Genomic DNA, 23,327 nt, shown 5'->3' on the forward strand with positions numbered 1-23,327 from the left:
GGAGTGAGGCAATGTACGCCGAAGAGCGTCACCAGGCGATCGCCGAGCTGGTCGCGAGCCGCGGCCGGGTGGCGGTGACCGAGCTGGCGACCCACTTCGACGTGACGACCGAGACGGTGCGCCGCGACCTGTCCCAGCTCGAGCGGCTGCGGCTGCTCCGGCGGGTCCACGGCGGCGCGGTGTCGATGCGCTCCCTCACCATGCTCGAGCCGCAGCTCGAGGACCGCGACAACGAGAACGCCGACCAGAAGGAGCGGATCGCCCGGGCCGCGGTGGCGCTGTTGCCCGAGGGCGGCTGCACCCTGCTGCTGGACGCCGGCAGCACCACGGCCCGGCTCGCCGCCCTGCTGCCCAGGACCGAGCGGTGGACCGTGATCACGCACGCGGTCCCGATCGCCGCCCTGCTCGCCCCCCTGGCGCACATCGAGCTGCAGCTGCTGCCCGGGCGGGTCCGCACCGCCACCCAGGCCGCGGTCGGGCACTCCACGGTGGCCGCGGTCCACGAGCTCCGCGCCGACCTGGCGTTCGTCGGTACCAACGGCATCTCGGTGCGGCACGGTCTCTCCACCCCCGATCCCGAGGAGGCGGCCACCAAGCGGGCGCTCGTGGAGAGCGCCCAGCGGGTGGTCGCACTGGCCGACGCCAGCAAGGTCGGCCAGGAGCGCACGGTCCGCTTCGCCGCGCTCGACGACATCGACGTCCTCGTGACCGACGACGGCATCGACGCCGCCGACGTCGCGGCCTTCGAGGCCGCCGGCCTGGACGTGGTCCGCGCGTGACCGGACCCACGGGGCTGATCCTGACGCTCACCGCCAACCCGAGCTTCGACCGCACGGTCGCGCTGCCCGTCCCGCTCGAGCGCGGCGCGGTGCACCGGGTCGACGCGATGACCTCACAGGCGGGCGGCAAAGGCGTCAACATCTCCCGGGCCGCCGTCGCGGCCGGGCTGGCGACGATCGCCGTGCTCCCCGCACTGCCCGACGACCCGTTCGTGCGCGAGCTCGAGCTCGCCGGCATCGAGTGCCGCCCGTCGCGACCCGCCGGCGCGATCCGCGTCAACCTGACCCTCACCGAGCCGGACGGCACCACCACCAAGCTCAACAGCCCCGGCGCCGCCGTGGGCGCCGAGCAGCTCGACGACCTGGCGGCCACCCTGGTGCGCCACGCACACGGCAGCGCCTGGGCGGTGCTGGCGGGCTCGCTGCCGCCCGGCGCCCCGGCAGACTTCTACGCCGCCCTGGTCCCGCGGCTCCACGACGTCACCCGGGTCGCCCTCGACACCAGTGACGAGCCGCTCGCCGCGCTGGTCGACCGGCTCCCGGGCGCGGCGCCCGACCTGCTCAAGCCCAACGCCGAGGAGCTCGCGTCCGTCACGGGCACCGATGCCACGGCGCTCGAGGCCGACCCCGAGGCGGCCGCCAAGGCGGCCCGGGTCCTGGTCGAGCGCGGCGTGGGCATGGTCCTGGCCACGCTCGGCGGGCGTGGCGCCGTCCTCGTCGGCCCCGACGGGGCGTGGTTCGCGCCCCCGCCCCCCACCACCGTCGTCAGCACGGTCGGAGCAGGCGACTCGACGTTGTTCGGCTACCTGCTGGCCGAGCTGCGCCAGCTCGACCCGCCCGACCGCCTCGCGCTCGCGGTCGCCTACGGCTCAGCCGCCGCCGGCCTGCCGGGCACCACGATCCCCCGCCCCGACGACCTGCACCCCGAACGCGTGCAGGTGCACCAGCTCGACCCGTCCTGACCAGAGGAGCACCCCATGCCCAGCACGTCCGTCGTCGTCGGCTCGTCCGTCGGCCTGCACGCCCGGCCCGCTGCGATCATCGCCGAGGCCGCCGACGGGCTCGGGAGCTCGGTCACGATCAACGGCGTGGACGCGAGCTCCTCGCTGATGATCATGACGCTGGGCGCGAAGTGCGGGGACACTGTCGAGGTCGCCGGCGACGACCAGGCCGCCGTCGACCACATCTCCGCACTCGTCGCGCAGGACCTCGACGCCGACTGAGCCCGGGTTGCCCTACGCCTCGGTCGGCAGGTTGCGCACAAACCGGTAGACCGCGCGGACGCCGACGGCCCGCTCGAGCTCGCGCAGGATCTCGGTGAAGAACTGCTGGCGGTACGTCGAGTCGGTGACCGCGTAGACGGTGAAGTAGAGGCCGCTGAACGAGCCGAGGAAGATCGAGACCTTCACGAGCTGGACGCTCACCAGGCCTTCGACGAGCACCCAGTCCGGGGTGTGCGGGTCGATCCAGCTCGCGATCACGTCCTCGTGGATGGCCACCGTCCCGAACACGACGAAGAACACCGAGACGGCCACCGAGAGCAGCAGGACCTGCACCGCCTGGGCGATCACCAGCGCGAGCACCAAGTTGGCCTTCTCCAGCCCCACGACGTCGGTGTCGATCGCCAGGTCGGAGCCCTCGTCCGCGAGCTCGCGGGCCGGTCCCTCGAGCGGCGTCCCGACGCAGCCAGTGGCGACCTCCTCGGCGTCCACGATGTCGTCGACCTGGTCGAGCTCCTCCCCCAGCCGAGCCACCAGGAAGAAGACCGCCGCGAGGCCGAAGAACAGCACCGTCCCGCCCAGGACACCCGGGCTCAGGGCGTCGGCGACCTGCCAGACCTCGGTGTTGATGAAGAAGAAGGTGACGAAGAGCAGCAGCATCGGCAGTGCCCTGGTCACCAGCGGCACCAGCAGCCCGAGGCTGGCGAACGCCCGCCCGGCCGCCCAGCGCGTGATGGTCGCGGTCTGCAGGGCCCGGAGCGCATAGAGCGAGACGATGACCAGGGCGACGGTGAGGCCGGTCGTGAACCCGGCCGAGCCGCCGTCATCGGGGGCGAGCATCCCGGTGACCACCCCGACCGCGGTGCCGAGGGCCAGGCTCACCAGCAGCACCAGTGCGAGGCGGGACCGGTGCAGTCGCCGGAGTACCTCGGTGCGGACGTCGTCGACGAAGTAGGGCAGGCCGTGCTCGTGGAACCAGGCCTCCGCGGCCCGCTCCGCGACGTCCCGCTGCGGCACCTCAGGCCGCCAGGATCTCGCGCGCCCGGCGTACGTCATCGTCCATCTGGGCCACGAGCTTCTCGACCGACTCGAACGCGACCATGCCGCGCAGCCGCTCGACGAAGGAGACCTCCACCTCGACGCCGTAGAGCTCCAGGTCGTCGCGGTCGAGGACATAGCTCTCGACCCGGCGGTCCCGGACGCCGTCGAAGGTCGGGTTGGTGCCAACGCTGATGGCGGCCGGGTAGACCTCGCCGGTGTCGAGCCGACGCAGCCGGCCGGCGTAGACACCGTCAGCGGGGGCCGCGGTCAGGCCGTCGGTGGGGACGTTGGCGGTCGGGAAGCCCAGCTCGCGGCCACGCTGGTCGCCCCGGACCACGGTCCCGCGGACGGCGTAGGGGCGGCCTAGCGCCTCGGCGGCACCCGCGACGTCTCCAGCGGCCAGGCACTGGCGGACGTAGGTCGAGGACCACACCATCGGGCCGGCGTCGAGCGGCAGGCCGTCGACCTCGAACCCGGAAGCCGCGCCGATCTCACGCAGCGTCGCGACGTCGCCGGCTGCGCGGCTGCCGAAACGGAAGTTGGCCCCCACCACGACGGTCGCGGCGTGCAGGCTGTCGACGAGCACCCGCAGGGCGAACTCCTCGGGGGTCCAGCCCGCCATGTCGCGGTCGAACGGCACCGCCAGCACGTGGTCGGCGCCGGCGGCCGCCAGCAGCTCGGCGCGCACCTCGATGGTGGTCAGTTGCACGGGCGCGTGCTCGGGGCGGAGCACCGCCATCGGGTGCGGGTCGAAGGTCACGGCGACCACCCTGAGACCGTCCTGCCGGGCGAGCTCGCTGGCCCGGGCCAGGACGTGCTGATGGCCGAGATGCACGCCGTCGAAGTTGCCCACGACCACGACGGTGCGGCCCAGGTCGGCCGGGATCTCGTCGAGGGAGCGCCAGATCTGCACGGGCGTGAGACTACTGGCGCGGCTCAGACGAAGACCGCGACGGCACGGGCAACGCCCTCGCGGGGCTCGTAGAGGGCCAGGAACTCGCCGTCGGGCGCGAACAGGGCGGTCACCCCGTCGAGGTGGACGTCGAGCGCTCGCCCGACCCGCACCGCCGCCGCGGTCCGGTCATCCAGGTCCCGCGCCGGGAACGCGGCCCTGGCGGCGTCCGCGATGGGCAGGACTGCGAACGAGTCGGCGAGCTCGTCCAGGGTGTGCGCGACGTCCAGGCCGTAGGGTCCGACCGCCGTGCGCCGCAGCGCGGTGAGATGGCCGCCCACGCCGAGCGCGGCCCCCACGTCACGGGCGACGGCCCGCACGTAGGTGCCGCTGGAGCACAACAGGGACAGGTCAACGTCGACGTGGTCACCGACCCGTCGTACGTCGGTCACGGTCAGCTCGTGGACGGTGACCTGCCGTGGCTCGAGCTCTACGTCCTCCCCCGCGCGGACGCGCTGGTAGGCGCGGACGCCGTCGACCTTGACCGCGGAGATCGCGGTCGGCACCTGGGAGAGCTCGCCCACCTGCTCGGCGAACGCCGCTCGCACCGCCGCCTCGTCGAGGTGGGCGGCGGAGGCAGTCGCGATGACCTCGCCCTCGGCGTCGTCGGTGACCGTGGTGACGCCCAGGCGCGCCGTGGCGTCGTAGGACTTCGCGGTCAGCGCCAGGTGTCCGAGCAGCCTGGTGGCCCGCTCGACGCCGACGACCAGCACGCCGGTCGCCATCGGATCGAGGGTGCCGGCGTGGCCGACCTTGCGGGTGCCGGCGAGCCGGCGGACCCGGGCCACCACGTCGTGCGAGGTGATCCCGGCGGGCTTGTCGACGACGACGAGCCCCGACTCACTCACGCTCGTCGGTGTCCTCGTCACGGTCCTCGTCGACGCCGGAATCATCGACCAGCCCGGTCTCGCGTGGCTTCTTGTAGGGGTCGGCCTCGCCGGCGTAGGCCTCCACCCGGCGCGCCGCCACCTCCTCGTCGAGCTTGCGGGCCCGCTGGAGGACCTCGTCGAGGTGGCGTGCCGACTCCGGCAGCGCGTCGGCCACGAAGGTCAGCGTCGGCGTGATCCGCATCCCGAGCTGCTTGGCCACCTCGGAGCGGATCAGCCCCTTGGCCGACTCCAGTGCCGCCGCGGTCGCCGCCAGGGCGGCCTCGTCGCTCTGCTCACCCGCATCATCACTCGAACGGCCGGCGAGCACGGTGTAGAAAACCGTCGCCTGCTGGCTGTCGCCGGTGACCCGGACGTCGGTCACGGTCACGAACCCGATCCGCGGGTCCTTGATCCGCCGCTCGAGCATCTCGGCCACGATCACCTGGATGCGGTCCGCGATCCTGCGGACCCGGGGGTTTGCCATGTGTTCCTCCTCGGCCGGCTGGGCGAGTTTCATCGGCCGGCCGACGGATCTCACGCCTGAACGATGAACCTTCGTCGTCCACGCGGGAGTTTCATCGGCCGGCCGATGAAACTCCCGCCGGACCACGCGTTCAGTCGCGGGGGATCTCCTTCATCTCGAAGGACTCGACGATGTCGCCTTCCTTGATGTCCTGGAAGTTGCGCAGCACCAGACCGCACTCGAAGCCCTCACGGACCTCGGACGCGTCGTCCTTCTCGCGGCGCAGGGAGGCCAGGTCGAGGTTGTCGGCGACGACCGCCCCGTCCCGGATGACCCGCACCTTCGCGTTGCGCCGGATGACGCCGCTGGTGACCATGCAGCCCGCGATGTTGCCGGTCTTGGACGAGCGGAAGATCGCCCGGATCTCCGCCTGGCCCAAGGTCGACTCCTGGAAGACCGGCTTGAGCAGGCCCTTGAGCGCCGCCTCGATCTCGTCGATCGCCTGGTAGATGACCGAGTAGTAGCGGATCTCGACGCCTTCCTTGTCCGCCATCTCGGTCGCCTTGCCCTGGGGCCGGACGTTGAACCCGATGATGATGGCGTCGGAGGCGGCAGCCAGGTCGACGTTGGTCTCGGTGATCGCACCGACACCGCGGTCGATGACCCGCAGGGTGACCTCGTCGCCGACGTCGATCTGCGACAGGGCGTCCTCGAGCGCCTCGACCGAACCGGACACGTCGCCCTTGAGGATGAGGTTGAGCTCCTGGCTCGCGCCCTTCTCCATGGAGGCCATGAAGTCCTCGAGGGTGCGGCGCACGCGGCGCTTGGCCTGCATGGCCGCCCGCTCGCGCGACTCGCGCTTCTCGGCGATCTGACGCGCCATCCGGTCGTCCTCGACGACGATGAAGGTCTGGCCGGCGCCGGGGACAGCGGTCAGACCGAGCACCATCGCGGGGCGCGACGGGTCGGCCTCCTCGATGTTGTCACCGTGCTCGTCGAGCATCGCCCGCACCCGGCCGTAGCCCGCGCCGGCGACGATGGAGTCGCCCACGCGCAGCGTGCCGCGCTGGACGAGCACCGTGGCGACCGGGCCGCGGCCGCGGTCCAGGTGTGCCTCGACGACCAGACCCTGGGCGTCCTGGTTGGGGTTGGCCCGCAGGTCCAGGGACGCGTCCGCGGTCAGGACGACGGCCTCGAGCAGCTTGTCGAGGTTGAGCTCGGACTTGGCCGAGACGTCGACGAACATCGCCTCACCGCCGTACTCCTCGGGCACCAGGCCGTATTCGGCGAGCTGGCCACGGACCTTGGTCGGGTCGGCGTCCGGCTTGTCGATCTTGTTGACCGCCACGACGACGGGTACGCCGGCGGCGTTGGCGTGGTTGAGCGCCTCCACCGTCTGCGGCATCACGCCGTCGTCGGCGGCGACCACCAGGATGGCGATGTCGGTCGCCTGCGCACCACGGGCACGCATGGCGGTGAACGCCTCGTGGCCCGGGGTGTCGATGAAGGTGATCCGGCGCTCGTTGCCGTCGACCTCGGCGGCCACCTGGTAGGCACCGATGTGCTGGGTGATGCCACCGGCCTCCTTGTCGACCTGGTTGGCGTTGCGCAGCGCGTCGAGGAGCTTGGTCTTTCCGTGGTCGACGTGACCCATGACGGTCACGACCGGCGGACGGATGACCAGATCGGACTCGTCGCCCTCGTCCTCGCCGAACTCGAGGTCGAAGGACTCGAGCAGCTCGCGGTCCTCGTCCTCGGGCGAGACGACCTCGACGACGTAGTTGAGCTCCTCGCCGAGCAGCTCGAGCGTCGCGTCGTTGACCGACTCGGTCGCGGTGACCATCTCGCCGAGGCTGAAGAGCATCTGGACGAGCTGGGCCGCGTCGACGCCGATCCGGTCGGCGAAGTCGGTCAGCGAGGCGCCACGCGGCAGGCGGACGGTCTCGCCGTCGCCCTTGCGGACGCGCACGCCGCCGATCGTCGGGGCCTCCATGGCCTCGAACTCCTGGCGACGGGCCCGCTTGGACTTGCGGCCGCGGCGCGAAGGTCCGCCCGGGCGCCCGAAGGCACCCTGGGTCTGCCCACGCTGACCGGGACGGCCACCACCGGGACGGCCACCGCCACCGGGGCCGAAGCCACCGGGACCGCGACCGGGTGCACCGGCACCGGCACCCGGGCCGCCGCGGCCGGGCGCACCTGCGCGGCCGGGAGCCCCACCGGGACCACCGCGACCGGGAGCACCCGGGCGACCGGGCCCACCCGGGCCACGACCGCCGGGTCCGCCACCGAACGCGGCAGGAGACTTCGGCATCATCGCCGGGTTGGGGCGCGGCATGCCAGGACGGCCGGCGGGCGGGCGCGGCGGACGCTCGCCGTCGACCTCCTCGGTGCGCGGCGGGGGCACGGGACGCGAGCCCATGCCCTGGCTGGGCGCGAACGGGTTGTTGCCCGGACGCGGAGCACCACCGGGACGGCTCGGGCGCGGTGCCGGCGTGGGCGCAGGAGCCTTGGCGCCGCCGTCGTCGGCCGCAGGAGCCTCGGGGGCGGGCGACGCCTCGACGGGGGCTTCGACCACGGCCGGGGTCTCGAGGACCTCGGGCTCGGCGGGCTCGGCCGGCTCGACAGGGGCAGCGGCCTTCTTGGCCGCCGGCTTCTTCGGCCCGGGCTTCGGCGCGGATGCCTCGGCAGGTGCCTCGGCCGCGGGCGCGGATGCCTTCGCGGCGAGCAGCGCCTCGCCGTACTGCTTCTTGAACTTCATCTCGACCGGGAGCTCGATGGTCGAGGAAGGGGACTTGACGAACTCGCCCATCTCCTTCAGCTTCTCGAGAACTTCCTTGCTCTCGATGCCGTAGGTCTTGGCGAGTTCGTGAACTCGGGTCTTGGCCACGTTTCTCCTTCTGGCCTCAGACCCGGGTCGGGGACGTTCTGAGACCGCTTAGTGGTGGTGCAAACTCATCGGGAAGTACTCATCGAGTGCTCATGAGCTGCTGCTCCAGTTCCTTGGTCGGTCGATCTGTCAGCTGCTGCCGCGCGAGGCGAGGTAGTCCCCCACCGGTGCCGGGGACAGCCCGCTCGGTCCTGCATGTCGCAGGGCCCGGGTGAAGGCTCTCCTCCGCACCGCGAGTTCGTAACACTCGGTCGTGGGGTGCAGGTGCGCCCCTCGTCCGGGTGCGGTGGCCGTCGGATCGGGCACCACGGCCGGGTGGCCGTCAGAGTCCGAGCCAGCGGTCACCCGCAACAACTCGTGCTTGGCGGCTCGCTCCCGGCATCCGATGCAGGTCCGGACCGGCCCCGTCACCGGGATGCTGTCCGAGCGCGCAGAAGACGTACGGTTCCTCGCCACCAAGGGTCAACACTACCCGGAACGGGCCCTGAGCCCGAACCGGGCGCCCGGTCGGCGCGATGTCCTACGGTGGAGCGCATGTGGTTCGAGGACCGGTTCACCGGTCCGGACCTCGATCCCGAGGTCTGGTTCCCCGCCTACCTGCCCGGGTGGTCCTCGCGCGCGGACACGGCTGCGTCCTACCGGGTAGGCGCGGAGGGCTTGGTCCTGGAGATCCCACCGGGGCATCCCCGCTGGTGCCCCGACACACACCCCACTCCGCTGCGGGTCTCCGGCATCCAGTCGGGCAACTGGTCAGGTCCGCTCGGCAGCACCCGGGGGCAGCAACGCTTCGCCGAAGGACTCGTCGTCCGGGAGGAGCAGGAGCGCTTCGAGGGCTGGCTGCCCTCCGGAGGGCGGGTGGAGATCTCGGCCCGGATGGAGCTCTCGGGGCGCTCGATGGCCGCACTGTGGCTGGCCGGCTTCGAGGACGACGACGAGCAGCTCCGGTGCGGCGAGCTGTGCGTGTTCGAGGTTTTCGGCAACGCCCTGGGTCCACCAGGGGACCCCTCGGCCGAGGTCGGGGTGGGCATCAAGGCGTTCCGCGACCCCGTGCTCACCCACGACTTCACGGCGCCACGGCTGCCGATCGACGTCCTGGAGCCACACCTGTACGCCGTCGAGTGGGACGCCGACGAGGCCGTCTTCACCGTCGACGGGACGGTCCTGCGCCGCTGCCCGCGCCCGCCGACCTACCCGGTGCAGCTGATGATCGCCGTCTTCGACTTCCCGGACTGGTCCGCCGGCGCCGACGACCAGCTGGTCCCGCGGCTGGTGGTCGACCGGGTGGCCGGAGACCGGCCCGAGACGGTCTGGACCAGCCCGTCATGACCAGCCCGTCATGACCAGCCTCCAGTGCGCCGCGACCCTGGTCGTCGCGCGGCACGCCGAGACGGAGTACGAGACGAACGAGTGGGCCGACGAGGGAGGCTCGCTCACCGCGCTGGGCCGCAAGCAGGCCGCCGCTCTGGGTGAGACGCTTGCCGGCCGCCGGGTGGCGCACGTGTGGACCAGCACGATGGCCCGCGCGGTGCAGACCGCCGAGATCACCGCCGCGCGGCTCGGGGTCGGCGTCACCACGCGCAGCGGTCTGCGCGAGTTCGGCGTGGGCGAGCACGCGGGGGTTCCCAAGCACCTCGACCCGTTCGAGGACACCTACCTGCGGTGGCTGGCCGGAGATCTCGACGTACGGATTCCGGGCAGCGAGACCGGCCGGGAGATCGCCGACCGGGTCGGGAGCGTGCTCCGCGAGATCGCGGACCTGCACCCCGGCGAGACCGTGCTCGTCGTCTCCCACGGCGGCGCGATCGGCGTCGGCGTGCCGAACCTGTGCCGGATGGACGTCGAGCAGGCCCGGCTGGACAACTGCGGGACAGTCGAGATCGCCGCCGACGCGGACGGCTGGGTCTGCACCCGCTGGGGCTGAGCCCGGCCGCCTACTCGGACTGTGCCGGCTTCTCCTCGTCGGACCGGATGTCGATCCGCCAGCCGGTGAGCCGGGCCGCGAGCCGCGCGTTCTGGCCCTCCTTGCCGATCGCCAGCGAGAGCTGGAAGTCCGGCACCACCACCCGTGCCGACCGGGCGTCGGCGTCGACGACCTCGACCGAGGTGACCCGGGCGGGCGACAGCGCGTGCGCGACCAGCTCGGCCGGGTCGTCGGACCAGTCGACGATGTCGATCTTCTCGCCGTGCAGTTCGGACATGACGTTGCGCACCCGCTGGCCCATCGGGCCGATGCAGGCGCCCTTGGCGTTGACGCCGGGGGTGTTGGACTTGACCGCGATCTTGGTGCGGTGGCCGGCCTCGCGGGCGATCGCGGCGATCTCGACGGTCCCGTCGGCGATCTCGGGCACCTCGAGCGCGAACAGCTTCTTGACCAGGTTGGGGTGCGAGCGCGACAGCGTGATCTGCGGGCCGCGCATGCCCTTGCGCACCGAGAAGACCAGGCACTTGATCCGGGTGCCGTGCTCATACTTCTCCCCGGGCACCCGCTCGGCCACCGGCAGCAGCGCCTCGAGCTTGCCGAGGTCGACCATCACGTCGTCGGGGTTGCGGCCCTGCTGGATGACGCCCGAGATGATGTCGCCCTCCTTGCCGGAGAACTCGCCGTAGCGGATGTCGTCCTCGGCGTCCCGCAGCCGCTGCAGCATGATCTGCTTCGCCGTGGTCGCCGCGATCCGGCCGAAGCCCTCGGGCGTGTCCTCGAACTCGCGGAGCGGGTTGCCCTCCTCGTCGACCTCCTGGGCCATGACCGTGACGTGCCCGGTCTTGCGGTCCAGCTCGACGCGCGCGTGCTCCTGGGCCCCGGGTGTCTTGTGGTAGGCCGTCAACAGCGCCTGCTCGATCGCCTCGACCAGCACGTCGAAGCTGATCTCCTTCTCCCGCTCCAGGCTGCGCAGGATGCTCAGGTCGATGTCCATCAGGACTCCTCGGCTTTCTTGTCCGTGCCCTTGCGGTTGAACTCGATCTGCACCAGCGCCTTGGCGATCTCGTCGTAGGCGACCTCACGGGTGGCGCCGTCGACGTCCAGGGTGACCGCGCGGTCGGTCGAGGCGCCGATCCGGCCGGTCAGGCTCTCGCCGTCGGTCAGTGAGACCTTGACCAGCCGGTCGGCGTTGCGGCGCCAGTGCCGCGGCAGGGTCAGCGGCCGGTCGACGCCGCGCGAGGTCACCTCGAGCGTGTAGGGCATCTCGCCCATCGCCGCCTGGATGGTGTCGCTGGCGTCGAGCACCTCGGAGACCCGCTTGGTCGCCTCGGCGACGTCGTCGAGCGTGACGCCGTGGTCGCCGTCCACCGCGATCCGCAGGATGCGGCGCTTGCCGGCAGGGGTGAGCTCGACGGCTTCGACGTCGAGGTCCAGGGCACGAAGGGGATCCGCGAGCTCTTGCTCGATCTGCTCCCGGACGGCGTCTGGTTTGCTGGCCATCGGGCGGACCTCCTATGCGGTTGTGTGTGCTCTCGTCACGATAGCGGCTCCACCTCACTGGATAGGTTGTGGCCGTGCTGGGGCGACGCGGAGTGCTGGCCGGCGCCCTCGGGCTCGCCGCGCTGTCGGCCTGCGACGTCGACGACCTGCGGCCGCCCGAGGACGAGGCCCGGCCGACGCCCTCACCCAGCGGCTCGGCGACCGTCGAGCCGGACGCGGACACCCGGCTGGCCGACGACACCGCCTACGCGATCGCGGTGGCGGCCGTCGCCGTCGACCGGGTGCAGCGGGAGTTCCCGCGACTGCGGCGCCCGCTGCAACCGCTCGTCCGCATGCACCGCGCCCACGGCGAGGTCCTGCCGGTGCCGGGCGACCGGAGCATCCCCGTCCCGGCCCCTTCCGGCACCCGGGGGGAAGCGCTGCGCCGGGTTCGGGCCGCCGAGGAGGCGCTGCAGCGCACCCTCGTCGCGGCGGCCGCCGAGGCACAGAGCGGCGCTCTCGCGCGGCTGCTGGCATCGATGTCGGCGTCGGTGACCCAACACGTGGCCCAACACCTGCCGGCAGGGCGCGGATGACCGAGATCGACGTGCTCCAGGACGTGCTCGCCGGCGAGCACGCCGCCGTCTACGTCTACGCCGTCCTGGGCGCTCGCACCTCCGAGTCGGCCGCCCCTCAGGTCTACCTGGCGATCCGGGCGGCGTACGACGCCCACCGCGGCCGGCGCGACCAGCTCACCGGGCTCGTCGCCGCCGCCGGCGCGGAGCCGGTCGCCGGCGCGACGGCCTACGAGGTGCCGACCGGTCTCGACACGACCGACGGCGTGCTGCTGGCCGGGCTCGAGCTCGAGCGCGCCTGCGCGGACGCCTACGCAACGGCGGTCGCCGGCACGACCGCCGACAACCGATCCGTCATGATCGGGGCGCTGAACGACGCAGCGGCCCGCGAGCTCGGGCTTCGGGGCACTCCCGAGATGTTCCCCGGAGCCGGCGAGTACGCGGACCGCTGAACGAAGGGCCGGTCTGGCGTCCTGCCCTTCACCTGTCGTTCCGAGAACCACTCTCCCCCACCCGGCACCGTGATGGCGAGGGAAGCCGCGCCGCACAATCCTGCATTGCAGGTTCTTGCAAAAGTGCCGAGCGCGCGGTCCGGGCGGCACCCCGGACCGCGCCTAGTCTCAGCCCCGGTAGGCCGTCCACATCTGACCCGCCCGGGCGCTCTGGCCCGGCGAGAACTCGGTGTAGCAGCTGTCGTAGCTGTAGTCCATGTAGTTGTGGATGGGATCCAGCCCTGGAGCGGGGCAGGTGTCCTGGCCCTCCGGGCAGCCCGAGGTCGGGCCGGACTGGGCCGGGGTGTCCGCGACCTCGTCGTTCGTCGCGGTGCAGCCGCCCTGGAACGTGTGGTAGAGCCCGAACCAGTGCCCAGCCTCGTGAGTGGCCGTCTCACCGAGGTTGTAGTTGGCGATCGAGCCACCGGGCAACGAGGCGTAGTGGACCCGGATCCCGTCGATGCCGGGGTTCTTGCTGTAGTCCCAGGGGAAGGTGGCGATGCCGAGGTACTTGAAGTCGACGAGCCACATGTTCAGCGCGTCGGCCCCGCCCTTGCGGGTCGCCTTGCGGTAGGTCGTGCTCGACTTGTCCTTGTGCCACTGGTTGTTGTTGTAGCGGAACGTGCCGGCGAGCGAGAACGAGAAGCCGGTGTCGGCTGCGGTCCCTGACTCCTGGCCCCCGAACGTCTTGTTGAGGACCGCGATCTGCTGGGCGATCTGCTGGTCGGTGACGTCGCCGGCGCCGTTGGCGTCGCGCATCACGTGCACATAGACCGGCACGGTCGCGGTGGCCCCGGCCGCCTTCTTGGGGCTGATGCCCTTGAGGCGCAGCACCCGGCTGGTCTGACGCTGGATGGAGCGCTGCTCCTTGGCGGAGATCGCCCGGTGGTCGCGTTCACCGAAGCCGCCGCGTGCGGAATCGCTCGCGTGGGCGTCGGCGGTCACGCACTGCCGGTCGACCGTGGGGCGGGCCTGGGCGGGTGACGCCAGTCCGACCAGGGTCATGGTGGTGGAGATGAGAGCGGTGCCGGCGATGACCAGCGGAACCCTCGAGGTTCTGATGCGCATGCAGGGAGGTCCTTCCTTTGGGAAGCGGCCGTCACCATGACGGCTGGGCCGCAGCCTGCCCCCTGGGCGGGCCCGCGGGCGAGGGGTGCGGGGGCCTATTTCGTGCAATGCACGATCTTGCAGAACCGCTGTCGCGGCGGGTCAGCGCCGGCCGCGGACCCAGCCACGGACCAGGCCGGGGATCTCGCTGAGCCGATGGACGACGGCGTCGGGCGTTCCCTCGCTGTGCCCCACCTGCTCCCGCGGGATCTCGCTGTGCGGGACGTGGATCGCCCGCATGCCTGCGTTGTGGGCGCCCCAGATGTCGTCGAAGAGCCGGTCGCCGACGTAGACGCACCTGGCCGGGTCACTCGCACCGACCGGCTGCATCGCCGCCTCGAACGCATGGTGCGACGGCTTCGTCCACGGGATCTCGCTGGTGTAGACATCGCCGTCGATCAGGTCGAGGACACCGTCGCGCTCGAAGATCCCCTCGTGGAACGCCCGCGGCCAGATCGTGTTGGACAGCACGCCCACCTTGATCCCGGCGGCCCGCAGCGCCTCCCAGGTCGGCCGCACCTCGGGGTCGGTGTAGGTGTGGGGCTCCCAGAAGTCGTAGTAGGCGGACAGCAGGTCCGGGTCGTGGTCGAGCCCCGCCACGGCGAACAGGTCGGCGACGGTCGAGCTCTGCTGGTGGTCACGGGACCGGCCCCAGATGGTGTTGCCCGCCTCGTGCAGCCGTTGCCGGCTGACCTCCACGTCGTGGTCGACGTTGACCACCGCCTGGGCGAGCGCGAGGGACTCGGCGTGGAAGTCGATGTCGTGCCAGGCGGTCAGGGTGCCGCCCCAGTCGAAGATCACGGCGTCGACGGGAGCCGGGTTGGTGGACACGACGCAGACCCTAGGCCGGGCCGCCCCCCAGCCAACGCAGGATCTCGTCGCTCAGGCGCTCGGGCTGGTCGAGCGAGACGAAGGTGCGGGCGCCCGCGAACTCGACCAGGGTCGCGTCCGGGAACGTGTCCAGCAGCTGGCGGGCCAGCCGCATCTTGAAGAACGGGTCGCCGGGAGCCCAGCAGAGCAGGACCGGTCTGTCGAACCGCTCGAGCCAGCGGGCGGAGTCCGTCAGCTCCTCGCCCGTCCAGCCCCGGGCGAACGCCGTGACGTCGCGGCGTACGCCGGGGTCGGTGAGATAGGGCGTGATCCAGGCCCGGCTCTCGGCCGCGGCGAGGTCGCGGCGGACCAGCCAGCCGAAGCCCAGCTTGCTGTTGCGCAGGAACGCCGACCGCATCGACTGCAGGACCAGCAGCGCGGGTCGTGGGTGGCGGGCCAGCTGGAACAACCGGTCGAAGGGGAACGGCGGGAACGTGTCGAAGGCGTCGCAGTTGGTCAGCACCAGCCGGCCGATCCGCGACGGATCCTCGTCGAGGAGGAGCTGGCTGACCGCTCCCCCGGTGTCGCTGCCGACCAGCACCACGTCGGTGAGGTCGAGCGCCTCGAGGAACGACAGCACCACCCGGGCGACCCCGCGCGGCGACAGGTCGACGCCGTCAGCCATCGCCGTGGTGTGCGCACCGAGGGGCCAGGTCGGGGCGAAGGTCCGGTAGCCGGCGCCAGCGAGCCGCTGCGGCACGTCGGACCACAGGTCGGTGTCGACGAGGAACCCGTGCACGAACACCACCGGGCGCCCGTCGGCCGGTCCGTAGGAGCGGTAGTGGACGGTCCCGGCCGGCAGGTCGATGCGCTCCATGTCAGTCAGGGCTCAGGACCGGACGAGCCGCACCAGGTGGTCGACGACGTGGTCGGCGGGGACCTGCTGCCGCTCGCCGGTCGCGCGGTCCTTGACCTCGATCGTGCCGTCGGCCAGGCCCTTGCCGACCACCACGATGGTCGGGACGCCGATGAGCTCTGCGTCCTTGAACTTCACGCCGGGGCTGACCCGGCCGGGCCGGTCGTCGTAGAGCACGGCGATGCCCGCCGCCGACAGCTCGTGCGCGACCCGCTCGGCGGCGGCGAACACCTCCTCGTCCTTGCCGGTCGCCACCAGGTGGACGTCGTAGGGCGCGACGTTGCGCGGCCAGCACAGCCCGAGCTCGTCGAGGGTGCCTTCGGCGATGGCCGCGACCGCCCGGGACGGGCCGATGCCGTATGAGCCCATGGTCACCGTGACCAGCTTGCCGTTCTCGTCCAGCACCTGGAGGTCGAGCGCGTCGGCGTACTTGCGCCCGAGCTGGAAGATGTGGCCCATCTCGATGCCGCGCGCGGACTCGAGCGTGCCGGTGTCGCAGCTCGGGCAGGCGTCGCCGTCGCGGACGTCCGCCGCCTCGATCGTGCCGTCGGGCGTGAAGTCGCGTCCGGCGACCAGGTCGAGCACGTGGCTGCCAGGGGTGTTGGCGCCGGTCACCCAGCGGGTTCCCTCGACGACCCGGGGGTCGACGAGGAAGCGGATGCCGGACTCGGCCTTCTCCCCGAGGACGGCCGGGCCGATGTAGCCCTTGACCAGCGCGGGGTACTTGGCCATCTCGGCCTCGTCCATCGGCTCGACCTCGATCGGCTCGAGCTGCCCCTCGAGCCGCTTCTGGTCGACGTCCCGGTCACCCGGCAGGCCGATGGCCAGCGGCTCGCGGGTGCCGTCCGGGTGCTTGAGGACGACCAGGACGTTCTTGAGGGTGTCGCCGGCCTCCCACGGGCGGTCGTCGCGCGGGAACGCCGCGTTGAGATGAGCGACGAGCGTGTCGATGGTCGGGGTGTCCGGAGTGTCCTCGGCGTGCGCCGCCGGTGCGTCGTCGTAGGCCACCGGGCTGGGCGGCCGCACCTGCACGGCCTCGACGTTGGCGGCGTAGTCGCAGTTGGTGCAGCGGACGTAGGTGTCCTCACCCACCGCGGCACTGGCGAGGAACTCCTCCGACCGCGAGCCGCCCATCGCTCCCGACGTCGCCTTGACGATCACGTAGGAGAAGCCGAGCCGGTCGAAGATCCGGATGTAGGCGTCCCGGTGGGCCTGGTAGCTCGCCTCGAGGCCGGTGTCGTCGATGTCGAAGGAGTAGGAGTCCTTCATCACGAACTCGCGTCCGCGCAGCAGGCCGGCCCGGGGCCGAGCCTCGTCGCGGTACTTCGTCTGGATCTGGTAGATCGACAGCGGCAGGTCCTTGTAGGACGAGTAGAGGTCCTTGACGACGAGGGTGAACATCTCCTCGTGGGTCGGCCCCAGCAGGTAGTCGGCGTCCTTGCGGTCCTTGAGCCGGAAGATGCCGTCGCCGTAGTCGGTCCAGCGGCCGGTCGCCTCGTAGGGCTCGCGGGGCAGCAGTGCGGGGAAGCTCAGCTCCTGTGCTCCGATGGCGTCCATCTCCTCGCGGATGATCGCCTCGATCCGGCGCAGCACCCTCAGTCCCAGCGGGAGCCAGGTGTAGATGCCCGGGGCGGCGCGGCGGATGTAGCCGGCGCGCACCAGGAGCCGGTGGCTCGGGACCTCCGCGTCCGCCGGGTCGTCGCGCAGGGTGCGCACGAACAGGGACGACATCCGGGAGATCATGCGGAGAGGGTACGGGTGCCGCCGGGTGGGCCGCGACGCGGATTGAAGGCCGTCAGAACATGACCGTGGAGAACGTCGCCGTCTGGGTGAACCCGACCCGCTCGTAGGCGCGTCGGGCGGGCACGTTCCAGTCGTTGACGTAGAGCGACACCACGGGGGCGACGTGCCGCTGCACCAGGTCGACGACGGCGGCCATGCCCGCGACCGCCAGGCCCTGGCCCCGCCGGTCGGGCGCGACGTAGACGCCCTGGACCTGAGCGGCGTGGGGCGACGCGCACGCGACCTCGGCCTTGAAGACCAGGCGTCCCCGGTCGAAGCGGGCGAAGGACCAGCCCCGGGAGATCAGCTGGCTGACCCGGGCGCGGTAGAGCTCCGCCCCACCGCCCTCCTCGGGCGAGACGCCCACCTCCTCGGTGTACATCGCCACGCAGGCCGGGTAGAGCTCGTCCAGGTCGGCCCGGGTGGTGCGGCGTACGCCGGGGTCCGGCGCCACCAGCGGAGGGCCGCCGATCTCGAGGTGGGGTTGTCGCCACCGCAGCTCGCGCGGGCGTCCCCAGGACGCGGAGACGGAATGCCAGAAGGTCTCGACCGCCTCGTGCGGGCCGACCACGGTGGAGACCGAGCGGGTCCGGGTCAGCGCTCGCTCGGCGAAGGCCCGGGCGTCGTCCGGGGTGCACTGCACGGGCACCAGGTTGGCGCCGACGTGGCAGGCCGCGACCAGCTCACCCCCGGCGAACCGCCCCCACACCTCGCCGCCGAGCCAGCGGGGCTCGAGGTTGGTCGTGCGGGCGCGGTGCTCGGCGAACACGTTGACGACCGGGTCCTGGGCGGTCAGCGCCAGGAACGCGTCGAGGTCGGTGCTCTCCAGCACCCGCACCCCCTGCCGCGTCGTCAGCATGCGGTCAGGCTAGTGCTCAACCGTGCAGCGGCCGGGGACCGTCAGCTGCCACGCGTGCGAAGCTCACGAGGGTTAGCGGACAGTGACCGTCGCCGCGGCGCCGTCGACGGCCTCCATGCCCTCGGCGATGCGCATGGCCTCCTCGATGAGCGTCTCCACGATCTGTGACTCGGGGACGGTCTTGATGACCTCGCCCTTGACGAAGATCTGGCCCTTGCCGTTGCCCGAGGCGACGCCGAGGTCGGCCTCGCGGGCCTCGCCGGGACCGTTGACGACGCAGCCCATGACGGCGACCCGGAGCGGGACCTCGAGCCCGTCGAGGCCCGCGGTCACCTCCTCGGCGAGCTTGTAGACGTCGACCTGGGCCCGGCCGCAGGACGGGCAGGACACGATCTCGAGCCGGCGGGGCTTGAGGTTGAGCGACTCGAGGATCTGCAGGCCGACCTTGACCTCCTCGACCGGAGGCGCCGAGAGGGAGACCCGGATGGTGTCGCCGATCCCCTGGGAGAGCAGCGCACCGAAGGCGGTGGCCGACTTGATCGTGCCCTGGAACGCCGGACCGGCCTCCGTGACCCCGAGGTGCAGCGGCCAGTCCCCCGCCTGCGCCAGGAGCTCGTAGGCCCGCACCATGACGACCGGGTCGTTGTGCTTGACCGAGATCTTGAAGTCGTGGAAGTCGTGCTCCTCGAAGAGGCTCGCCTCCCACACCGCTGACTCGACCAGCGCCTCGGGGGTGGCCTTGCCGTGCTTCTCCAGCAGCCGCGGGTCGAGCGAGCCGGCGTTGACACCGATCCGGATCGAGGTGCCGCGGTCCTTGGCGGCGGCCGCGATCTCCTTGATCTGGTCGTCGAACTTGCGGATGTTGCCCGGGTTGACCCGGACGGCGGCGCAGCCGGCGTCGATCGCGGCGAAGACGTACTTCGGCTGGAAGTGGATGTCGGCGATGACGGGGATCTGGGAGTGCGCGGCGATCTCGGGGAGTGCCTCCGCGTCGTCCTGGCTCGGGCAGGCCACCCGGACGATGTCGCACCCGGTGGCGGTGAGCTCGGCGATCTGCTGGAGGGTGGCGTTGACGTCCGCGGTGAGCGTCGTGGTCATGGACTGGACCGAGATCGGTGAGTCGCTGCCGACGCCCACCTTGCCGACCTTGATCTGACGGGTCTTGCGGCGGGGGGCGAGCACCGGTGGGGGCGCCGTCGGCATGCCCAGGCTGATCTCAGTCACGCCCTTCAGCGTACGGCGGGCGGCCCGGCGCTAAGTAATGCTGACGGGCACCACGATGTCGCCGACGATCAGCACCAGGCTGAGCACCAGCAGGCAGGACGCGACGACGTAGGCCACCGGGAGCAGCTTGGCGGCGTCGACGTAGCCGGGGTCCGGACGACCGCGCAGCCGGGCGAACCCGCGGCGGACCGCCTCCCACAGCGCACTGGCGATGTGGCCGCCGTCCAGGGGGAGCAGCGGGACGAAGTTGAACATCCCGATGAAGAAGTTGAAGCCGGCGACCAGGGAGCCGAAGAAGACGACCTTCTCGGTGACCTCGAGTCGGTCGCTGGAGACGATCTCGCCGGAGAACCGGCTGCCGCCCACGATGCTGACCGGGCTGTCCTGGTCGCGCTCCTGAATGCCGACGATCGCCTTGGCGACACCCCACACCTTGCCGGGCAGGTCGGCCATCGCCTTGACGGTGTCGACCGCCATCCCGTCCATCTGCTGCAGCGTGTAGATCGGTCCGCCGGTGGCCAGGTGGGTCGTGGGCGTCACACCGAGGAACCCGACAGCGGTCAGGGTCTCGTCGTCCTCGCTGTTGGGGCGCAGCTCGACGGTCGTGTTGGTCGTGCCGGTCAGCTGCTGACCGTCGCGCTCGTAGCCGATGACCGCGGTGCCGTCGGCGTTGCCCCGGATCAGCTCGCGGAGCTGGTCCCAGTCGGTCACGGACGTGCCGTTGAAGCTGGTGATGACGTCGCCCGGCTTCAGCCCCGCCTCGACGGCCGGGCTCACGGGGTCGGTGTCGTTGCACTCGAACCGCTGCTCCTCGTAAGGGATGACGCAGTCGGACACCTGGGCGAGGACCGGCCGGCCGGCGTCGACCTCGGGCTGCCCGGCGTTGCCGTAGGTCGCGAAGATCGCCCAGAACACGAAGAACGCGATGAGAATGTTGACCGACGGCCCGCCGGACATCACCACGACCTTCTTCCACCACGGCATCTTGTAGAAGAGCCGGTCGGCGTCCTCGGGCCCGACCAGCTCCCACTCCGCGGCCCGCGCGTCGGAGATCAGCTGGGTGAACAGGCCGGTGTTGGACTTGCGCACCTTGGTCACGGTGTCGCCGGCCGCGTCGACCGTGACCTCGTCGCCGGCGTCGGCCAGGGCGTCGGCCGCCCCCGGCGGCAGCATCCCGACGATCTTGACGTAGCCGCCCAGCGGGATCGCCTTGATGCCGTACTCGGTCTCGCCGCGACGCCAGCTCCACACCGTGGGGCCGAAGCCGATGAAGTACTGGGTGACCTTCCCGCCGAAGGCCTTCGCCGGGATCATGTGGCCCAGCTCGTGGAGCCCGATGGAGACGAGGATGGCGAGCACGAAGAGGAGCGCGCCCACGCTCCACAGCAACGACTCCACTGCCCCGCCCTCCTAGGACTGCTCCACGACCAGCTCGCCCGCTCGGCGTCGGGCCCAGTCGTCTGCGGCCAGGACGTCGTCGACGGTCAGCGGTGAGGTCGAGGGTACGTCGTGATCGGTGAGGACGGTCTCGATCGTCGGGACGATCCGGTCGAAACCGAGCCTGCCCCTCCGGAAGGCGTCCACCCCCACCTCGTTCGCGGCGTTGTAGACCGCGGGCGCCGTGCCGCCCCGGCGACCGGCCTCGGCGGCCAGCGACACGGCCGGGAACGCCTCCTCGTCGAGGGGGAAGAACTCCCAGGTCTGCGGTCTGGTCCAGTCGACGGCGGGCGCGGTGTCGGCGACCCGCTCGGGCCAGGTGAGGCCGAGGGCGATGGGGATCAGCATGGTGGGCGGGCTGGCCTGCACGATGGTCGAGCCGTCGACGAACTCGACCATCGAGTGCACGACGCTCGTCGGGTGCACGACCACCTCGATCCGGTCGAAGGGGATGCCGAAGAGCAGATGCGCCTCGATCACCTCCAGGCCCTTGTTGACCAACGTCGCGGAGTTGATGGTGATGACCGGCCCCATGTCCCAGGTGGGATGCGCGAGCGCCTCGTCCGGGGTCACCGCGGCCAGCTCGGCGCGGCTGCGGCCGCGGAACGGTCCACCGCTCGCGGTGAGCACGAGGCGTCGTACCTCCTCGGCGGTGCCCGACCGCAGGCACTGGGCGAGCGCGCTGTGCTCGGAGTCGACGGGCACGATCTGGCCGGGCTTCGCGCGGTCCAGCACGAGCGGGCCGCCCATGATGAGGGACTCCTTGTTGGCGAGCGCGAGCGTCGTCCCGGCCTCGAGCGCCGCGAGCGTGGGTCGCAGCCCGACGGCTCCGGTGATGCCGTTGAGGACGACGTCGCAGGGCTGTGCGGCGGCCTCGGTCGAGGCCTCCTCCCCCAGCCCGGAGAAGGCCGGGGCGAACTCCTCGACCTGCTCGGCGAAGAGGTCCGGGTTGCTGCCGCCGGCGCTCAGCCCCACGACCCGGAACCGGTCGGGGTTGCGGCGCACCAGCTCGAGTGCCTGGGTGCCGATCGAGCCGGTCGAGCCGAGGATGACCACGTCGCGCCTCACTGGTGCATCCTCGCAGGCCGACGGCGCGTTGGGACGAGACCACAGCCCTCGTGACGCACCCTGGGGTGGTGGTCCGCACGTCGCGTGGCGCAGCCCTGGCGGCCGCCGCCTGCGTGGTCGCCGTCGTCGCGGTCCCCGCTCACTCGTCTCCGCCGGCCGGGGCATCCCGGCCGCCCTGCCGCGCCGGCCTGGTGGCGTTGACCTTCGACGACGGCCCCGCGAGCGGCGTGACCCGGCGCTTGGTGCGGATCCTGCGCGTCCGTCACGTGCCCGCGACCTTCTTCATGGTGGGCTCCCGGGTGGCTGCGGCCCCGGCCGTCGCTCGCCTCGTCGAGCGCGGCGGCTTCCTCATCGCCAACCACGGCTACGACCACGCGGACATGACCGGGCTGACCCAGGCAGAGATCGTCTCCACGATCAGGCGGACCGACGGGCAGCTGCGCCGAGCCGGTGTGCATCCGATGAGCCTGGTGCGGCCGCCGTACGGCGCGGTGGACGGTGACGTCTACGCCGCGGCTCGGCGCACCCACCACACGGTGGTGCTCTGGGACGTCGACCCCTACGACTGGGACAACCGGTCCGCCGACGAGATCGCTGCCAGCGTCCTTGGCCAGCTGCGCCGCAACGGACGCAACATCGTGCTCATGCACGACGGCGTCACGAACTCGCCCCGGTCGGTCGACGCCGTGCCCCGGATCGTCAGGGCCGCACGCCAGCGCGGCTACTGCTTCGTCGCCCTGGACGAGCGCGGCCAGCCCGGCTACCCCACGCCCACCGCGCGGATCACCCTGGACCCGGACCACCGGCGGGTGCGCGAGGGCGGCACCGTGCGGGCCACCGTGACGTTGTCGGCCCCGGCCGGGCGGGAAACCTCGGTCAGGCTCGCGGTGAGCGGCGGCACGGCCAGCCCGTCCGACGACCTCGCGATCAGGACCCGCACGGTGCGTCTGCCGGCCGGCACCCTGAGCAAGGAGGTGCGGATCCCGGTCGTCCGCGACGGCCTCGACGAGGCCACCGAGCGGTTCGACGTGAGCCTGGCGAGCGGGCAGGGCGTCGACCTCGACGCGGAGCCGGTCACCGCGGTGATCCGGGACCGGGACCGGCCACCGCGGGTGTCGGGCGAACCGGCGTCGACCACGGAGCCGCCCGCGGGCACCGTCCAGGTGCCGGTCGTCTTCCGGCTGGACCGGCAGAGCGGCCGGGACGTGCGGTTGGCCTACCGGACCGTGCCCGGCACCGCCGACGAGTCCGACTACATCTCGACGTCGGGCACCGTGACCGTCCCGGCCGGTGGGCTCACGGCCGTGATCACGGTGTCCGTGCTGGCCGACCTCGTCGTGGAGGGTGCGGAGACCTTCGTCGTGCGCCTCGACGCGGCCGAGCATGCCCGGGTCGCCGTCCGGGACGCCCTGGTGACCATCAGCCCTCCGTAGTTCTTGACGCGTGT

The 23,327-nt window shown here is 71.8% G+C and carries 24 protein-coding genes; 8 read left to right on the top strand and 16 right to left on the bottom strand.

The features are described from left to right. Positions 1-11 precede the first annotated feature (11 nt). The 3 genes from ACYVC6_RS21880 to ACYVC6_RS21890 are packed head-to-tail and all read left to right on the top strand — an operon-like array spanning position 12 to position 2,002. Positions 12-779, top strand: coding sequence for a DeoR/GlpR family DNA-binding transcription regulator (locus tag ACYVC6_RS21880; RefSeq protein ID WP_460716666.1), 768 nt, complete (start codon positions 12-14; stop codon positions 777-779). Continuing rightward, positions 776-1,741: a 1-phosphofructokinase family hexose kinase gene (locus ACYVC6_RS21885; protein ID WP_460716667.1), complete on the top strand. Its 966-nt coding sequence runs from the start codon at positions 776-778 to the stop codon at positions 1,739-1,741. The genes ACYVC6_RS21880 and ACYVC6_RS21885 overlap by 4 nt, the downstream gene beginning before the upstream one ends. Before the next feature lie 15 nt (positions 1,742-1,756). Beyond that, entirely contained in the window at positions 1,757-2,002 is a 246-nt protein-coding gene (locus tag ACYVC6_RS21890) for an HPr family phosphocarrier protein (protein WP_460716668.1), read from the top strand. A 12-nt stretch (positions 2,003-2,014) separates the two neighbouring features. Here the strand turns inward: ACYVC6_RS21890 and ACYVC6_RS21895 are convergent, their stop codons facing one another. The 6 genes from ACYVC6_RS21895 to ACYVC6_RS21920 form a co-directional block, all read right to left on the bottom strand. Beyond that, positions 2,015-3,016, bottom strand: a complete 1,002-nt coding sequence (locus ACYVC6_RS21895; protein WP_460716669.1) for a hypothetical protein — start codon at positions 3,014-3,016, stop codon at positions 2,015-2,017. 1 nt (position 3,017) lies between these two features. Further along, on the bottom strand, positions 3,018-3,953 hold the full coding sequence (locus tag ACYVC6_RS21900; RefSeq protein ID WP_460716670.1) for a bifunctional riboflavin kinase/FAD synthetase: 936 nt from the start codon (positions 3,951-3,953) through the stop codon (positions 3,018-3,020). Positions 3,954-3,976: 23 nt separating this feature from the next. Then, entirely contained in the window at positions 3,977-4,885 is a 909-nt protein-coding gene (truB, locus tag ACYVC6_RS21905) for a tRNA pseudouridine(55) synthase TruB (protein WP_460716671.1), read from the bottom strand. Beyond that, positions 4,833-5,345, bottom strand: a complete 513-nt coding sequence (gene rbfA / locus ACYVC6_RS21910) for a 30S ribosome-binding factor RbfA (RefSeq protein WP_460716672.1) — start codon at positions 5,343-5,345, stop codon at positions 4,833-4,835. Before rbfA ends, truB begins: the two co-directional genes overlap by 53 nt. A gap of 130 nt (positions 5,346-5,475) precedes the next feature. Next, complete coding sequence (gene infB / locus ACYVC6_RS21915) at positions 5,476-8,211, bottom strand: translation initiation factor IF-2 (protein WP_460716673.1); 2,736 nt, start codon at positions 8,209-8,211, stop codon at positions 5,476-5,478. Positions 8,212-8,340: 129 nt separating this feature from the next. Then, complete coding sequence (locus tag ACYVC6_RS21920) at positions 8,341-8,667, bottom strand: YlxR family protein (RefSeq protein WP_460716674.1); 327 nt, start codon at positions 8,665-8,667, stop codon at positions 8,341-8,343. A gap of 78 nt (positions 8,668-8,745) precedes the next feature. Here ACYVC6_RS21920 and ACYVC6_RS21925 point away from each other — a divergent pair, with 78 nt between their 5' ends. After that, positions 8,746-9,537 carry a glycoside hydrolase family 16 protein gene (locus ACYVC6_RS21925; protein WP_460716675.1) on the top strand — a complete coding sequence of 264 codons (792 nt, stop codon included), beginning with the start codon at positions 8,746-8,748 and terminating at the stop codon, positions 9,535-9,537. 10 nt (positions 9,538-9,547) lie between these two features. Beyond that, entirely contained in the window at positions 9,548-10,132 is a 585-nt protein-coding gene (locus tag ACYVC6_RS21930) for a histidine phosphatase family protein (RefSeq protein ID WP_460716676.1), read from the top strand. A gap of 10 nt (positions 10,133-10,142) precedes the next feature. Here ACYVC6_RS21930 and nusA read toward each other — a convergent pair whose 3' ends face one another. Together nusA and rimP are read right to left on the bottom strand one after the other, a co-directional pair. Then, entirely contained in the window at positions 10,143-11,126 is a 984-nt protein-coding gene (gene nusA, locus ACYVC6_RS21935) for a transcription termination factor NusA (protein WP_460716677.1), read from the bottom strand. Further along, positions 11,126-11,632, bottom strand: coding sequence for a ribosome maturation factor RimP (gene rimP, locus ACYVC6_RS21940; RefSeq protein ID WP_460716679.1), 507 nt, complete (start codon positions 11,630-11,632; stop codon positions 11,126-11,128). The genes nusA and rimP overlap by 1 nt, the downstream gene beginning before the upstream one ends. Positions 11,633-11,706: 74 nt before the next feature. Between rimP and ACYVC6_RS21945 the strand changes: the two genes are divergently transcribed. After that, positions 11,707-12,207, top strand: coding sequence for a hypothetical protein (locus ACYVC6_RS21945; protein ID WP_460716680.1), 501 nt, complete (start codon positions 11,707-11,709; stop codon positions 12,205-12,207). Further along, positions 12,204-12,638: a DUF4439 domain-containing protein gene (locus ACYVC6_RS21950; RefSeq protein WP_460716682.1), complete on the top strand. Its 435-nt coding sequence runs from the start codon at positions 12,204-12,206 to the stop codon at positions 12,636-12,638. Before ACYVC6_RS21945 ends, ACYVC6_RS21950 begins: the two co-directional genes overlap by 4 nt. 168 nt (positions 12,639-12,806) lie before the next feature. Here the strand turns inward: ACYVC6_RS21950 and ACYVC6_RS21955 are convergent, their stop codons facing one another. The 8 genes from ACYVC6_RS21955 to ACYVC6_RS21990 all read right to left on the bottom strand — a co-directional run bounded on the left by ACYVC6_RS21955 (position 12,807) and on the right by ACYVC6_RS21990 (position 21,880). Continuing rightward, positions 12,807-13,745, bottom strand: coding sequence for a zinc metalloprotease (locus ACYVC6_RS21955; protein ID WP_460716683.1), 939 nt, complete (start codon positions 13,743-13,745; stop codon positions 12,807-12,809). A gap of 141 nt (positions 13,746-13,886) precedes the next feature. Beyond that, entirely contained in the window at positions 13,887-14,615 is a 729-nt protein-coding gene (locus ACYVC6_RS21960) for an HAD family hydrolase (RefSeq protein WP_460716684.1), read from the bottom strand. Between the two features lie 10 nt (positions 14,616-14,625). Beyond that, on the bottom strand, positions 14,626-15,471 hold the full coding sequence (locus ACYVC6_RS21965; protein WP_460716685.1) for an alpha/beta fold hydrolase: 846 nt from the start codon (positions 15,469-15,471) through the stop codon (positions 14,626-14,628). Positions 15,472-15,483: 12 nt separating this feature from the next. Further along, complete coding sequence (locus ACYVC6_RS21970; protein WP_460716686.1) at positions 15,484-17,253, bottom strand: proline--tRNA ligase; 1,770 nt, start codon at positions 17,251-17,253, stop codon at positions 15,484-15,486. A 52-nt stretch (positions 17,254-17,305) separates the two neighbouring features. Beyond that, positions 17,306-18,151 (bottom strand): GNAT family N-acetyltransferase, encoded by an 846-nt coding sequence (locus ACYVC6_RS21975; protein ID WP_460716687.1) that lies wholly within the window; start codon positions 18,149-18,151, stop codon positions 17,306-17,308. A 72-nt stretch (positions 18,152-18,223) separates the two neighbouring features. Continuing rightward, entirely contained in the window at positions 18,224-19,354 is a 1,131-nt protein-coding gene (gene ispG, locus ACYVC6_RS21980) for a flavodoxin-dependent (E)-4-hydroxy-3-methylbut-2-enyl-diphosphate synthase (RefSeq protein WP_460716833.1), read from the bottom strand. Positions 19,355-19,405: 51 nt separating this feature from the next. Next, complete coding sequence (locus ACYVC6_RS21985; protein ID WP_460716688.1) at positions 19,406-20,773, bottom strand: M50 family metallopeptidase; 1,368 nt, start codon at positions 20,771-20,773, stop codon at positions 19,406-19,408. A gap of 12 nt (positions 20,774-20,785) precedes the next feature. After that, positions 20,786-21,880: a 1-deoxy-D-xylulose-5-phosphate reductoisomerase gene (locus ACYVC6_RS21990; protein WP_460716689.1), complete on the bottom strand. Its 1,095-nt coding sequence runs from the start codon at positions 21,878-21,880 to the stop codon at positions 20,786-20,788. A 68-nt stretch (positions 21,881-21,948) separates the two neighbouring features. Between ACYVC6_RS21990 and ACYVC6_RS21995 the strand changes: the two genes are divergently transcribed. After that, positions 21,949-23,313, top strand: coding sequence for a polysaccharide deacetylase family protein (locus tag ACYVC6_RS21995; RefSeq protein ID WP_460716690.1), 1,365 nt, complete (start codon positions 21,949-21,951; stop codon positions 23,311-23,313). Positions 23,314-23,327 lie beyond the last annotated feature (14 nt).

The sequence above is a fragment of the Nocardioides dilutus genome, from assembly GCF_054779555.1.